Annotated in this window: 22 protein-coding genes; 8 read left to right on the forward strand and 14 right to left on the reverse strand. The window is 31.8% G+C overall.

The annotated features are described in order from the left end of the window. Positions 1 to 56: 56 nt before the first annotated feature. From rpmF to DOK78_RS09630, 6 genes are all read left to right on the forward strand, one after another. The gene (rpmF, locus tag DOK78_RS09605) at positions 57 to 224 is read left to right on the forward strand and encodes a 50S ribosomal protein L32 (RefSeq protein WP_207940565.1); all 168 of its coding nucleotides are present in this window, start codon (positions 57 to 59) and stop codon (positions 222 to 224) included. Positions 225 to 236: 12 nt separating this feature from the next. Continuing rightward, on the forward strand, positions 237 to 605 hold the full coding sequence (locus DOK78_RS09610) for a hypothetical protein (RefSeq protein WP_207940564.1): 369 nt from the start codon (positions 237 to 239) through the stop codon (positions 603 to 605). 56 nt (positions 606 to 661) lie between these two features. Continuing rightward, positions 662 to 811, forward strand: coding sequence for a 50S ribosomal protein L33 (rpmG, locus tag DOK78_RS09615; protein ID WP_207940563.1), 150 nt, complete (start codon positions 662 to 664; stop codon positions 809 to 811). A gap of 100 nt (positions 812 to 911) precedes the next feature. Continuing rightward, positions 912 to 1,442 carry an adenylyl-sulfate kinase gene (locus DOK78_RS09620; protein WP_207940562.1) on the forward strand — a complete coding sequence of 177 codons (531 nt, stop codon included), beginning with the start codon at positions 912 to 914 and terminating at the stop codon, positions 1,440 to 1,442. Next, entirely contained in the window at positions 1,439 to 1,942 is a 504-nt protein-coding gene (locus tag DOK78_RS09625; protein WP_207940561.1) for a GNAT family N-acetyltransferase, read from the forward strand. Before DOK78_RS09620 ends, DOK78_RS09625 begins: the two co-directional genes overlap by 4 nt. Positions 1,943 to 2,232: 290 nt before the next feature. Beyond that, on the forward strand, positions 2,233 to 2,784 hold the full coding sequence (locus DOK78_RS09630; protein WP_207940560.1) for a tyrosine-type recombinase/integrase: 552 nt from the start codon (positions 2,233 to 2,235) through the stop codon (positions 2,782 to 2,784). 798 nt (positions 2,785 to 3,582) lie between these two features. Here the strand turns inward: DOK78_RS09630 and DOK78_RS09635 are convergent. The 4 genes from DOK78_RS09635 to DOK78_RS09650 all read right to left on the reverse strand — a co-directional run bounded on the left by DOK78_RS09635 (position 3,583) and on the right by DOK78_RS09650 (position 6,355). After that, positions 3,583 to 4,863 (reverse strand): amidase, encoded by a 1,281-nt coding sequence (locus tag DOK78_RS09635; RefSeq protein WP_207940559.1) that lies wholly within the window; start codon positions 4,861 to 4,863, stop codon positions 3,583 to 3,585. Between the two features lie 20 nt (positions 4,864 to 4,883). Further along, a complete protein-coding gene (locus DOK78_RS09640; RefSeq protein WP_207940558.1) occupies positions 4,884 to 5,318 on the reverse strand; it encodes a VOC family protein in 435 nt (144 codons plus the stop codon). A gap of 65 nt (positions 5,319 to 5,383) precedes the next feature. Then, a complete protein-coding gene (locus DOK78_RS09645; RefSeq protein ID WP_422389678.1) occupies positions 5,384 to 5,632 on the reverse strand; it encodes a GNAT family N-acetyltransferase in 249 nt (82 codons plus the stop codon). Positions 5,633 to 5,854: 222 nt separating this feature from the next. After that, complete coding sequence (locus tag DOK78_RS09650; protein ID WP_207940557.1) at positions 5,855 to 6,355, reverse strand: GNAT family N-acetyltransferase; 501 nt, start codon at positions 6,353 to 6,355, stop codon at positions 5,855 to 5,857. A 107-nt stretch (positions 6,356 to 6,462) separates the two neighbouring features. On the opposite strand from DOK78_RS09650, the gene DOK78_RS09655 reads away from it, so the two are divergent. Next, entirely contained in the window at positions 6,463 to 7,350 is an 888-nt protein-coding gene (locus DOK78_RS09655; RefSeq protein ID WP_207940556.1) for an AraC family transcriptional regulator, read from the forward strand. A gap of 139 nt (positions 7,351 to 7,489) precedes the next feature. On the opposite strand, the gene DOK78_RS09660 is transcribed toward DOK78_RS09655, so the two are convergent. The 9 genes from DOK78_RS09660 to DOK78_RS09700 form a co-directional block, all read right to left on the reverse strand. Beyond that, positions 7,490 to 8,107 (reverse strand): histidine phosphatase family protein, encoded by a 618-nt coding sequence (locus tag DOK78_RS09660; RefSeq protein ID WP_207940555.1) that lies wholly within the window; start codon positions 8,105 to 8,107, stop codon positions 7,490 to 7,492. 42 nt (positions 8,108 to 8,149) lie between these two features. Next, on the reverse strand, positions 8,150 to 8,941 hold the full coding sequence (locus DOK78_RS09665) for a GNAT family N-acetyltransferase (RefSeq protein WP_207940554.1): 792 nt from the start codon (positions 8,939 to 8,941) through the stop codon (positions 8,150 to 8,152). Between the two features lie 12 nt (positions 8,942 to 8,953). Further along, a complete protein-coding gene (locus DOK78_RS09670; protein WP_207940553.1) occupies positions 8,954 to 9,322 on the reverse strand; it encodes an ACT domain-containing protein in 369 nt (122 codons plus the stop codon). After that, entirely contained in the window at positions 9,313 to 9,843 is a 531-nt protein-coding gene (locus DOK78_RS09675; RefSeq protein WP_207940552.1) for a GNAT family N-acetyltransferase, read from the reverse strand. The genes DOK78_RS09670 and DOK78_RS09675 overlap by 10 nt, the downstream gene beginning before the upstream one ends. 280 nt (positions 9,844 to 10,123) lie before the next feature. Next, positions 10,124 to 11,005 carry a cation diffusion facilitator family transporter gene (locus DOK78_RS09680; protein WP_207940551.1) on the reverse strand — a complete coding sequence of 294 codons (882 nt, stop codon included), beginning with the start codon at positions 11,003 to 11,005 and terminating at the stop codon, positions 10,124 to 10,126. A 335-nt stretch (positions 11,006 to 11,340) separates the two neighbouring features. Further along, positions 11,341 to 11,673 (reverse strand): type III secretion system protein PrgN, encoded by a 333-nt coding sequence (locus DOK78_RS09685; RefSeq protein ID WP_207940550.1) that lies wholly within the window; start codon positions 11,671 to 11,673, stop codon positions 11,341 to 11,343. 147 nt (positions 11,674 to 11,820) lie between these two features. Beyond that, entirely contained in the window at positions 11,821 to 12,039 is a 219-nt protein-coding gene (locus DOK78_RS09690; protein ID WP_207940549.1) for a hypothetical protein, read from the reverse strand. Between the two features lie 16 nt (positions 12,040 to 12,055). After that, on the reverse strand, positions 12,056 to 12,229 hold the full coding sequence (locus DOK78_RS09695; RefSeq protein WP_207940548.1) for a DUF6366 family protein: 174 nt from the start codon (positions 12,227 to 12,229) through the stop codon (positions 12,056 to 12,058). 42 nt (positions 12,230 to 12,271) lie between these two features. Continuing rightward, a complete protein-coding gene (locus DOK78_RS09700) occupies positions 12,272 to 12,712 on the reverse strand; it encodes a GNAT family N-acetyltransferase (RefSeq protein WP_207940547.1) in 441 nt (146 codons plus the stop codon). 64 nt (positions 12,713 to 12,776) lie between these two features. Here DOK78_RS09700 and DOK78_RS09705 point away from each other — a divergent pair, with 64 nt between their 5' ends. Continuing rightward, the gene (locus tag DOK78_RS09705; RefSeq protein WP_207940546.1) at positions 12,777 to 13,190 is read left to right on the forward strand and encodes a MarR family winged helix-turn-helix transcriptional regulator; all 414 of its coding nucleotides are present in this window, start codon (positions 12,777 to 12,779) and stop codon (positions 13,188 to 13,190) included. 92 nt (positions 13,191 to 13,282) lie between these two features. Here DOK78_RS09705 and DOK78_RS09710 read toward each other — a convergent pair whose 3' ends face one another. After that, a complete protein-coding gene (locus DOK78_RS09710) occupies positions 13,283 to 14,086 on the reverse strand; it encodes an HAD-IIB family hydrolase (RefSeq protein ID WP_207940545.1) in 804 nt (267 codons plus the stop codon). Positions 14,087 to 14,221 lie beyond the last annotated feature (135 nt).

The following is a 14,221-nucleotide window of genomic DNA, read 5'->3' on the forward strand; positions in this document are numbered from 1 at the left end:
AGTAACTACATTAAATCGTAATTATTACGATTTACAGATTAAAAGGAGTGAATGAAATGGCCGTACCAGCAAGAAAAACATCCAAAGCAAAGAAACGATTACGTCGTACACATCAAAAGGTTACTAAACCTGAAATTGCTTATGATGAAACAATAGGCGATTATCGTCGTAGTCATCGGGTATCGTTAAAAGGATATTATAAAGGGAAAAAAGTGATTGAATAAGAGGTGAATGAAATGAAAATAGTTTATCCGCCACTCGTTGAACAAAGTGTGACTTATCATGCTACTCAACACATCAGTAAAGCAGATATGTATCGTTCGATGGTCGAGAAAGGAATCATTACAGAAAATGGCTTGCCAACTGAATACGCATTGGAAAATGGTTGGATTAAGGATTTTTATGAAAAAGAAAATTTATCGTTTGATGAATTTCTAGCTATCTATCCAATTTTTGAAGAATACGATCAAGAGTTGTTTAAATTAGTAGATGGCTTTTGGGAGATTCCAATTACATTGAAAGAAGAACTCTTACAAGCTTTAGCTTCTGAGAATGTTAATTACGATGAAAAAATACAGATAGAAGAATATCTAGCAGATCGATAATCAACTAATACGGCTGGATATCTATTAACCATTTTACCTAAATAGGAGAGACAAATATGAGACAAAATATTATTTTAGAGTGTGTGGAAACGAAGGAACGAATTTATCTAACGAGCAAAAATAAACGCAATACACCAGATCGTTTAGAATTAAAAAAATATTCACCAAAACTAAGAAGAAAAGCTCTTTTTAGAGAAACAAAATAAGGCTAAGCAGATGTATCTTTCAGATATGTCTGCTTTTTGTAGACGAAAATATTTTTTATTGAGATAATCGCTTTATTACATCAATGAGGAGCGATAACTAATGAAAAAAGTTTTAGTTTTTAGTAGCATTACTGGTGGTGGAAAAACGACCTTGATTCAAAAATTAGCTGTAAGAATAGAAAACTGTGTCGTGATTTCATTTGATGATTATAGCATTGATGCATTGCCTTCAGCGCCACCATTAGATACACCGATAGAAGACGCGATCAATCAATATGAACTGCAACAGTTGATGGATGATTTTCTTAATATTCCGGATGAAACAGAAATTGTATTAATTGATTTTCCTTTTGGTAATCGTCATGAAGTATTGGCGCCATATATTGACACCACATTTTACATTCAAACGCCTTTAGATATTGCTCTTGCTCGACAAATTTTGCGTGATTTTTCGGCTAAAACGCAGAAAGAGATTTTAGAATGGGCAGCAACATATTTGAATTTTGCTAGACCTATTTTTGTCAATCATGAAGCTTATGTATCTGAAACAGCAGATATTATCCTAGAGGGTACAGCTTCGATTGAAGACAATGTACAAATTGTCTTAGAATCTTTAGAGGAAAATGCATGATAACTGTAAGGAAATTAGATTTAAATGATTTAAGTCAATTTATTGATTTACGATTAAAAGTTTTAAAAGAGGTTCCTGAAGCATTTGCATCAGCTTATCAAAAAGAGTGTGATTTACAAGAAGAAGTTTTCGCTAATCGATTAAAAATCACTGATAATCAGTTTACGATAGGCGCCTTGGATAATAACGATCTTAGTTGTGTAGCCGCTTTTTTTAGAGAGACAAGAGAGAAGAGCAAACATAAAGGAAATGTCGTCGCTGTGTATTGTTTACCTGAATATCGTAAAAAGAAAATTGCAACGATAGTTATGGAAACCTTAATCACAGAAGTCCGAAAAATACCAGACCTGATTGTATTGAATTTGAGTGTCGTATCTGAAAATAATCGAGCAAAGCAATTTTATGAGAAATTAGGATTTGTTGTCTATGGTAAAGAACCCAAAGCATTGTTTGATGGCCAAAACTATTTTGATGAGTATTTATTACAGTTATCCCTATAAATAATAGTAATTTAAACACAGATGAAGAATAATTTTTCATCTGTGTTTTTTCGTTCATTGGATTAGATAGAAATTCATATTAATATTTTGAAAAGCTCTTAGAATGCGTTTCTAACACACGTTATTTATTGATTGCTTTTTGAAGTTATTTTGCGATCTTATTCACTATTTGTATGATTTTCATGAATAAGAATTATTGATTTTATTGATTTTCTTAAAAATATTTATTTTAATTCCTTATTATGTTAATATAATATAAAAATAATGAATAGTTGATTTGGAGGGATTTTATGCCGTATAATGTTGAACCATTACGTACGAAAATAGAAATAGATGATTTTTTATTTTGCTTACGACGAACAGCAAATCCAGAAAGAGATTCTTTTCTTTTTTTGTTAGGAATTAATACCGGATTAAGAATGTCAGACATCGTAAAACTGCAAGTAAAAACCATTCGCTATTCAGCACGCCCGGTTATTATCGAACAAAAAACAGGCAAAAGGAAAATTCTCTATTTAGATAATATGCAAGAATTGATTGGAAAATATATTGATGGACGTGAAGACGACGAATTTCTATTTCCGTCTAAAAAGGGTGGGCATCTAACAGTTAATGCTGTATACAAAATATTTCAAAGCGTTGCAAACACCTTAGATAGAGAAGATATTGGCACGCATACACTTAGAAAGACGTTTGGTTATCACTACTACAAGAAAACTAGAGATGTTGCTACTTTAATGGAATTGTTTAATCACAGCAGCGAACGCGTGACTAAAAAGTATATAGGAATCAACGCAGACGAAATTGGAAACTCTTTAGAAGGATTTCATTTAGGGTTTTGAATTCCAAAGAGTCTAGTTTATTATATATAAATTATGTAAATCATTTTGTTATGTAAACTGTTTTTTCTTTTTTAAATCTATTTTAGAGTAATTTGAATATTATTAGTTATTCAGATAAATAACTAATATGCAGTTGAAGAATCTATGCAAAATGATCAAAAACCACTCATGGAATTATTTTTCTTCATGAGTGGTTTTTGATATATAAATTTTGAAACTATGAAATTAAATATGACTGTATAGCAATAATTTGAATATAATTTATAATGTTAAATTTGAATCTATGAATGTTTATGGAGAAATAACTATTGAATAGATGAATAGATACTGGGATAATGAAAATAAAATAATTATTATTTTTAAATAACTGTAAATAAAAATAACGAATAAAGATGTAAACACATAGATTGTTAGTTAATAATCAACAAAAGAGAGGCTAAAATTGTAAAATTATTAGCTTATTCACTACTTAAATTCCCGATATAACTTTGTATAATATATATTATGTAAACTAAAATATATATTTTTTTAATGATATTTGAAATGAATGTTTTTAATCCTTTAAACTCATTGGTCCTCCCCTAGTTTCAAATGACTTTGTACATAATACACGAAATCAAATTTCCACTTTTAATATCCGATGCACCAATATAAAATCAGCAAACATAGATACATATTTATATAGTTTTGATATTTCTCTAGTTGTAATCCAATAGACATTTTTAAGCCAGTTAAATTATAAATCAAATTTGCAACTCTCTAAAAAGCACCCAATAAATTGAATGCTTTTTTAAATTGCTAAATTAAATTGGGCATATAATCTGGTAGTTTGTAATAAAATTGAAGTTGCTCTCCAATATCTATCAAACGTTGCTCACAATCAAAATCGGAAATAATTTGAACAGCAATAGGTAAATTTGTTTTATCAGATAAGGCTATTGGGATAGTAATGACCGGCAAACCGGCGTTGGAAAAAGGTTTGTTAAACTTAGGAGAGCCTGTACTTTTAAGCCCTTCTGGTGCAGTTTCTGGAGTAGCAGGCGTAATTATTAAATCTATATCAGAAAAAATCTTTACAAATTCTTTCTGATATTCATATCTCATTTCTTGGGCTTCTAAATAATCATGAGCAGAATAAGATAAACCTTCTTCAATATCAGTTCTTAGCTCTGTGCTAAATAATTCTCTCTTTTTATTGAAATAAGAAGAATGATAAAAAGCTGTTTCAGAATCTACAACAACGCTATGTGCAGCGTTTGCTTTTTCAAAAAGTGCAGGCATTTTTATAGAGATAATCTCGTGCCCCATATCTCTTAATTTCTCCATAACTTTTTGAAAATTATCCATAATATCGATAGTAGCCATAAAATAATCATCAGTTAAAACTGCTATTTTAAATTTTTTTGATAGATTACCATTTGTCAAATGTAAAACTTTATTTTTATAAGGATAAGTGTATTGATCTTTAATATCAAAACCTGCTATCTCGTTGTAAATATATTTTAAATCTTTTACATTTTTAGTAAAGATACCTATGCAATCAATACTCCAACTAGCTGGGATTATTCCAGATTTACTAATTTGTCCAAAAGTTGGTTTAAGAGCGACTACTCCACTATATGAAGCTGGTCTGATTACTGATCCTGAAGTTTGAGTTCCTAGAGCAAACATTACCATCTCTGAAGCTACAGAGGCTGCAGAGCCAGAACTTGAACCACCAGGGGTATGTGATAAATTCCAAGGATTCTTAGTACTTGGCGCGCCACCACCACTTGCAAATTCAGCAGTTGTAGTTTTTCCAATCAAAGCAGCACCAGCTCTATTTAATCTGTTAATAACTGTTGCATTTTTAGTTGCTATATTACCTTTTAAAATTTTTGATCCAGCTTCTAAAGGCAATCCTTCAACTTGAACTAAATCTTTAACACCATAAGGAATTCCCAATAATGGACATTGATTAACTTGGTTCCTCAACAGAACATTTATTTCATCGATTACGCTATATTCCTCTTTAAGAAATGAAAAAGCATTAATTATAGGTTCAACAACTGCTATTCTTTTATAATACGAATGTACCAAATTTGTGCCAATGGTAGTTTTTAAAAATTTATAACTAACATATCATTTTCGTCAAATTCCCAAGAATCAGCATATGCAACTTCCCAATAGTATCCATCTGGATCTTGAAAATATCCACTGTACCCACCCCATTCAACTACTTGTGGTTCTTTTACAATTACTCCATCAATTTCTTTTACACGCAAAAACAAATCATCCACTTCTTGCTTTGATTTCATATTACAAGCTAGTGTTATACCCGAGAATTTATATTGATTAATTTCTGGTGGATTATCTGCGTTGATATCTTTCACTAGTTCTTCAATTGGAAACAATTCTAATTTAGTTCCTTGATTATTAAAAAAGACAATCCCCGCATCTTCTTTCGCTTGAGTTTGAAAGCCAATATTTTTATAAAATAATAAAGATTTTTCTAAATCTTTAACACCTAAGCATATTAAATTAATTCTATTCATTGTCAAAACTCCTTTTGATAGATTATTTTGCATCCAATTTTGCTGCGACTTTATTGAGCTACCAGTTAAATGTTTTTAAATAATGTGATACAAAGAATCTGATCTTCCTCATAAATATCGCCTATTTGAATATAACCTAGTTTTTCATAAAATCTTGCAGCTGTTATTTCAGCATGGATTAGAATTTTTTTATAATTTTGGGAAACAGCTAAATTTTCTAGACTTTGCAACACTTTTTTACCACACTGTTGTCCTCGATACTCTTTTAAAGTAGCAACACGTCCAATGCGCATAATTTCTGTACTTTCTTTCAAGAACAAAAACTTCCATTCGAACATACAAATTAGAGGCTAGTAAAGATGGTGTGTTCCCTACTTCAATTTTCCAATTGTTCATAATTTTTCTTCTCCATGTGTTTAATAAATTTTGTTTACTTATGCCCAATAATATAAATATTATACTGAGCGTTTTTTGTAAATGAAGTTATTGATTATCGTAAAAAGTTATAACTATTCCTAAAAATAAAATGTAGTCATCTAACTACATTTGTTCTCCAAATCTCGATACATCACATACATATTTGAGAAACTATTATCTTTCATACGAAATCCATTTCTAATAGTACCGACTATCTCAAATCCATGATTAATATATGTTTTAATCGCAGCATAGTTTGTGGACACAACAGCATTAAATTGCATGCCTAAAAATCCTAATTCTTTAGATTGAATCAACGACTGCCCAACCATATGATTAAAAATTCCTTTACCTCGAAATTTCTTATCTATTACATAACTTGCATTTGCCACATGCGCACACCGTCCAATATTATTGGGATGAATCACAAAGAAACCTGCTAACTCTCCGTTTAGCCAGACACAAGTCACTAAAGATTGTTCTCGTAAATAATTATCAAAACTAGCTTTTGAATAATATTCTTCTCCAGGAAAAGCATTTCCGTCCAATAATACTGCATTCCACATATCGGTCATTTGTTTTAAATGTTCCTGCTTATATGCTGAAAATAAAATAGTCATCATTTCACTCCTATGAATTTAATGATATAATAATATCATCAAAAAAAGAATATTTATAGCAAAATTTCTGCGTAATTATAACAAAATATCGTCAAAAGGTGATTTAAATGACTATTTTATATGAAAAAAATCAATACAATGACCCTCGCTTCCCCTTTGAAATCTATCAAACGGATATGACTGGAACTATTCCTCAAGGGCGTGGCTTTAATGACTTACACTGGCATGAGGAATTACAGTTTACACTTATAAAAAAAGGAAAGATTTCGATTCAAATAAATGGTGAGGATCTTATACTTCAAGAAAATGAAGGTATATTTATAAATAGTGGCGTCCTTCATCAAATGATTGAAATGGAAACAAATTCGAAGTATCATAGCATCAATTTTCCAAAAGAATTATTGGGATTTTCTCCTAATAGTAGACTAGAAATAAATTATGTAAATCCGTATACAGAAAAGTTAGTCCTTCCTTACCTAACACTTCATTTGGACAGTTCTTGGCAAAATAGAATCCTTGCTAACTTATTAGAAATAGAAGAAATTTATTTAACGATTCAAGAAAGAGACTTTGCGTGGCAGTATCAGATTTCAATTTTACTTGTAGAGTCTTGGTTGATCCTTATCCGAGCAATCAAAGAGATTCCAAACAAAGAAATTTCAACTAAATCTTATCTGCATTATGAACGGATGCAAATCATGCTTCAATTTATCCATGAACACTATTTTGAAGATACCTCATTAAATGACATTGCTGAAATTACCAATATCAGTATCTCTGAATGTACACGTACGTTTAAAAAATTTACACACACTACACCATATAACTACTTGATTAATTACCGAATTAAGAGAAGTTTAGATTTGCTATTAAAGGAAGATTCGTCTATTTCAGAAATAGCTTTAAAGGTAGGGTTTAATCAATCAAGTCACTTTATCAAAGCATTTAAAAAACAATTTGGTTACCCACCAAAACAATATAAAGATTTTTATTAGAAAATAGTAACCAGCTACATTCAGAGACAGGAGTGATGGAGCTGGTTAAAGTTATTCAAAAGTACTTCTCATAAATGGCCGTCCAAGTCTATAAAATCTGCATAATATCTCCAATTTTGTTTCTTTTCACTCTCTCTTTTTAATGCTCAATAAACTCAGTTACAAATGACATATCACTTAATCTACGAATTCTCTTTTTTCTACCCTCATCATACAAAAAAGATACACCGCCTGCTTGACCGTAGAAATCCATTGTATTTAATGTTTCCTTTTCAAGACCTAACCATACGGCATTGAAAACACTAAGACAGTCACCGTGGGAAACTAAAATAAAATTTTCTTGTTCGGATTCATCAATTTCATGGACAATCGGTACTAGACGTTCCCATAATTCGCTACGAGATTCAGCAGACGGAATGAGACGATCGTAAACTGTTTCTTCGGGAATTAAGCGATCTTGAAACCACTTCACCGATTTTCCAACAGCTTCTCCTAAATTTCTTTCACGTAATTCTTCCCTCAAATGAAGTTCTATTTCCAAACTTTTTGCAAGATAGCGTGCTGTTTGCTGCGCTCTTTTTAAATCAGAGCTGTACAGTAGCCATTTTTGAGAAGCGATGGTGGGTGCCAGTCTCTCAGCAAGTCGTTTGGCTTGTTGATGCCCTTTTTCTGATAATTCCCAATCTGTCCAAGAGCCAATCATACCATTGGAGTGATGAATGGATTCCGTGTGTTGAATGGTAATAATGGTTTTCATAGTTTCTCCTCTTTTATATGCTATCAACTTTGCAGTAGTAACTTATTTTTTAGAAATCGAATAATAATTCATGACATTTTTTTCAATAAATCCACAAGATTGATAGAGAGATAGCGCATTTTCGTTAATAGTGTCAACTTGTAAGAATACGTTCTTGATTCCCAAAGTTAATAGTTTTTCGATGGTTTGCATTAATAATTCACGCCCATATCCTTGTCTACGAAAACTAGGATATATTTCTAAGCCGTAAATTCCTCCAAGTTCCCCCACTACTTCGATACGAACTTGACCGACCACTGTATCTCCTATTCGCCCATTAAAAAGATGTTTTTGAGTGTCGATTTCTTTTAGCTCTAAATGATAATTATTCATAGGAATAAATGAATGACTATTTAAGTACATGTCATATTCAGCATGATGATACGCTGCTTGCTTCTTTTCGATAAACTGAATACCGGTGTTTGAATCTTTGGGGCAAATAAACAATAATTCTTTGGCTGGTCGTTTATTAAATTCATCTTGAACAAGAGTGTATAATTGAGTAAAAATACCTTGATTCCGAAAATTGGGATGAACCATTCCAGTAGCTTCTAATACTTCGTTATCAAAATCGCAAATGCCAAGATAACCAATTAAGTTGTTATTTATAAAATATAAAAATTCATTGATTTTCTGATTATTTTCATGAGACATACTATTCTTTAATTTATAATCTAGTTCTAGTTTATACGAATCAACTTCCTCATTCTGAAGGCAAATTGTTTCTAACTCTTTAATTTTCTGATAAAGTTGTACATCTATTGTTTGACGTAAAATAATTTGGGGATTTTCCATGAATACCTCCCTTTATTCCTGAATCTGATAGTCCTGATGAAGCAAGACTTTCTTAGCCTCTTCAAAATCAGCGGTTTTAACTAAAATATAATCGGTATTAAATGTTGATAGGGCAAATATACTGATTGACTGTTCAGCTAAGATAGTTGCTAATTTAGCTAAAATTCCTACTAAGCTAAAATCCAAAACTCCGTCAATTTTAAAAACTTTCCAATAATCTTCACGATTTAATGTAGAAACCGTGATAGCTTTCGTGGGTAAAACAACAGAAATTTCATCTGTAGTTTGTCCAATAAAAAGTGGTGAGATTGCCAAATCAATCATTGATATGTCGGATACTTGAATGACTGAGAATTCTTCTGATAAAACAGTTAATAACAAGATAAATCAGCTCCTTTTTTGACTTTAAAAATATAATGTGGCATATCTATGCCTTTATAATGTTTCGTAACACGTTTAAATACTGTCATACCATTACGAATAGCCACATTCATTGATGATAGATTGGTATCACGTACAATCGATACTACCTCTTCTGCTTTTAGTACTTCAAATGCATAGGTTTTAACTGCTTGCACAGCTTCACTCATATAGCCCTTGTGCCACTCATTAGATATTAAATGATAACCGATTTCTAAATAAGTTGTGTCATCAATGGTTTGATTGGTTAATCCGCACTCACCAATAACCTTCCCATCTGATTTTCTTTCAATTGCCCAAAGACCATATCCTTTATCATGATATAAAGCGAGGTTCCAAGATAGCCAATCCATGATTTTTTGGTCATTAAATCCACCTTCATAAGCATACATTACTTCATCAGAACCTAAAAATGTTTTTAAAATGGTCTCTTCTCCGGCACGCCATTCTCGTAAACGTAAACGGTTGGTTTCTAAAATCATTTATTCAACTCCTTTATTCACTCTACTACTCCTTGTTTCATTTTATTTTGACTATTTCAAAAAGAAAAGTGTTCTATTGTTGAATTTCTTCTTCACCAAAAACGATTATCAATATATTGATTGTAACTTATTTCCATTTGCAATGCGAAAACATTTCATGACGTATCACAATTTTTGAAATCTGCAAAGCTTATTTATTAGCTTGATGAAACTTTTCTTGTAGAATTACCTCTCATATAATAATTACAAATGTCAGGTCAAAAAAAAAACAGCTAGTTTTTCAACTAGTCTGTTTAAATGGTTCAATATGAATATCGGTATCAAATACATGAAATTCTTCATATAAAATCGTTTCAATTTCATCCGCGATGGCGTGACTTTTTTCGACTGTTAGATTTTTATCTACCTTTATAACAACATCTAAAAAGATATTTGCGCCATAATAACGACCACGAATGGACACCAGTTCATCTACGCCAGCAACTTGTTTCACTGCTTCCGAATATTCCGCTAACAAGTCTTCTTCAAAACCGTCTGATAGCGAAAAAGCACTTTCTCTAAAAATATCGACAGCTGTTTTTAGAATTAAACAAGCAACCACGACTGCAGTTAAACTATCTAACCAACCTAAATTGAAGGAAGCAGCAAAAATAGCAATAGATGTTCCTATACTGGTCCAGGCATCACTTCGATTGTCTTTTGCAGCAGCTAATAGTGCAGAGCTACGTACCTTTTCAGATAATTTTTTATTGTATAGGTAGACACCATACATGATAACTGCAGAAACTACACCCACAATTGCGGCACTACTATCAGGGCTATGCATGTCATTTTTCAAAATGGCTTGTATCGATGAATAAAGTACCTCTAATCCAATCAATAGCATGATAAAAGAGGTTATCAAACTAGCAACATTTTCAGCTTTCCAATGGCCATACGTATGATCTTTGTCTGCGGGTTTGCGAGCAATTCGTAACCCAATGAATACGACGATTGAGGCAATAATATCGGTAGAATTGTTTAATCCATCCGCAATAAGTGCTTTAGAATTGGCGAAATTTCCGACAATTAATTTTAGTACAGTGACAATAATATAGGAAACGATGCTAAGAATTGCACCGGTTTCAGCTTTTTTGAGGTCTTGTTGTCTATCTTTGTGCATGATTATCCCTCCATTAATATGAGTGCTCTTATCATACAAAAAATTTTCTGAAAAAAGGTGAACATTTGAGAAATGTAATGTTTTTGGTAGCACATATAACCTAGGTTTCAGTGCACCAAAAAATGGAATCAACAATCCTTAAAAATCACTTGTTAGCAACAATCAATAACGTTTAGCTACATGTAATATTTATTTTATTATATACGCAATAATGAGTAGAGAACAAAAGAATCGAGTAAAGTGAATGCTTGAGTGATATGGTTGGAAGGAATTTTTTGTATTATCTGACATAAAAAAAATCCTCATTATGCACGGAAAACGAGGATTTTCTCCAATTACTCCATGGTATCTTGTAAAGGAATTGCTTCTGCTACATCTTCTAGGCGCTCTTTTGCCTTCTTTTTATTCTGTGCCAATTGTTTATCATAGTCATCTTGTAAAGCTAGTAAGCGACTATATACTGTATTCATACTACGACTGGATGCTAAAGATAAGGCATAAATAAACGATACGGGCAGTGATTCAATGCGACGATCTCGATGAATCCAAGAAGCAACAGTTGATTGCTTGAAACCATGCATCTCGCACAATCGATCTAATGAAACACCTAAGTCACGAATAACAAAAACATTGATTGGATGGGGGTATACATAAGTATTGATTGTCATGTTTGATGTGCCTCCTTTTTATGTATATCGCGAACGCAATAATAGTAATTATCCTTATCATAGCACCCTTTTTTAACGAAAGCCAATTTTTTAGACAAAAAAGGAATGAGCAACGATTCGTCTTCTCATTCCTTTTATTTGTGTAAATTAAATATGTTCCACAATTTGATATTCCTCGCGATCTGTTAACTGGTCGAAATCCGTTTTGTTAAATAAAATATACTCGCCGTCACGATTTTTCTGTACAATAACAAATTTTTCATTCGTTCCACGATATTTTTCGATTTGCGCGGTTTCATATAAACTTTTCAAATCAACATTTGAAGAAATTGCATTACCTTTATTGAAAAAAATCGATTCTTCCATCACTACTGCCCCTTTCTTATTTAAAAAATGTCACATACACAATATAGCCAACAATGACAATCCCAATCATAATTAAGGTATCTTTCCAACTATTTTGATGATACTGATCACCATGATTGCCAGTCATGAAACGATTGAGGTTCCCACCTACATCAAAAATTGGATGTTGTTTTTTAATGTCTTTCTTCATCTCCTTTGCCTCCATTCTGTAGAGTTATTACTTATAATATAATTATAGCACAGCTTTTTCTAATTTCATTTCCACATGCGGTGTGCCTTCAAAAATAAAGGTTTCTCCAATAATTTCAAATCCAAATTTTTTATAAAAGGATACTACCTGTTCTTGCGATTCAATCACAATTTCTTGTCCTTTAAAATACGTTTGACACGTTTCTAAAATATGTGTCATTAACTCTTTCCCTTGACCAGTTCCACGTAAAGTTTTTTGAATCACAACTCTCCCAAACGTCACATGATCTTCAAGGTTAAATACTCTGGCATAAGCCTCGACTCCCTGTTCAGTTTGATAAAATACGTGATAAGCAACTTTATCGTAGTCATCTACTTCATGATAAATTCGTGTTTGTTCCACGACAAATGTATCAATCCTTAAACGTAAAACCTCTAACAATTCCTCACTAGTCAATTCTTTTAAGCCTTTCACTTTCCACATAGCAGTTCCTCTTTTCTAAATAATCCTGTAAAATAGTGAACAACAAGCATAAAGGAGTTTCATTATGAATGATATTGCACTATTTCGATTAATTGGTTCGATTTCCAGACAAGCAACAACGGATATGAATCAATATGCGGCTACTTATCAATTAGATAATAATTTATTTTTGTATGTAATTCGTATTGTAGAAAATGAAGGTATCTCTCAGTCTGAATTAGCACAACTAGTCAAAATTGATAAAACCACACTCAGTCGTGCATTAAAAAAACTAGAGATTGAAAATTATTTAATTAGAAAAACCAATCCTATGAATAAAAAATTTAATCAACTCTTCCCTACCCCAAAAGCACAAGAAATTTATCAGACATTACATACGCTTGAAAGCTACTATATTCAGCAAGCATTACAACAATTGACTTTGGAAGAAAAACAACTACTCAATCAATTATTACAAAAAATAAACCTAACTAATTAATGTTGGGTTTATTTTACCACATACAGTTGCAAATGCAACTGTATCTAAAAAACAAACGTATCTATGAAATTATAGATATGTTTGTTTTTGGCTTATTTTGCTTGTAAAGCTAATATCTTTTCAATTGTTGATAAGACACCATTTTCATCATTCGAAGTAGTTACAAATGCTGCCGCTTTTTTTGTTTCTTCAAAAGCATTACGCATCGCAAAACTATATGTCGCAGCTTGCATCAGTTCAACATCATTTAATCCATCGCCAAAAGTCATTGTTTCTGCTTCTGTGACATTTAAGAGCTGTTGCAATTCTTTTACTGTTGTTCCTTTATGCACACCGTAATTTGAAATATCAATCCACGCGGCTTCTGAAGCAACAATATACGCCTCATTCTTAAATTCCTCCAATTCTAAGACACTATCAAAACAACGTAATTTCGGATCATAGATCGTAATTTTAACAAAATCTTCTTCGATTTTTTGTAAATCAGCCAATGTTTTTACAACAGCATACGAACCACGCACTTTTTTTGCTTCATTTTCTGGAACAGAGTCTTGAATAAATGCTGCAGTTGGTGTACAAGCGATAATCACGTGATCTGAAGCAATTGTAGCCAACTTAGCAATCATTCGACGCCCCAATTGATTCGGAAGAAGTGATTCATAGACATACTGACCTTCATGTTTGATACGAGTCGCACTATCACCTAAAATCCAAATATCTTTGGTTTCATCGCCAAAAAGTTCTTCCACTCGCTCACATTGTTTTCCAGTACATGCAGCAAAATAAACATCCTGCTCGTTCATTTGTTGTCGCACTTTTTTGTAATAAGCTTTATCGAATTCTCCTTTATTATTTAAAAAAGTTCCATCTAAATCGGTAATAATTAATTTAATCATCGCTATCCTCTTCCTTTTGTTAAACTTATTAATTAAGTATATTAATTATAATAAAACTTGTCAATAAGATTTCTGTCAACGTTTTACTTTTCCGTGAATCTATATTATATTGAAGCTATTATTAATTAACTTATT

Origin of the sequence: Enterococcus sp. DIV2402, assembly GCF_017426705.2 — a bacterium.
In the GTDB taxonomy this organism is placed as follows: domain Bacteria; phylum Bacillota; class Bacilli; order Lactobacillales; family Enterococcaceae; genus Enterococcus_F; species Enterococcus_F lowellii.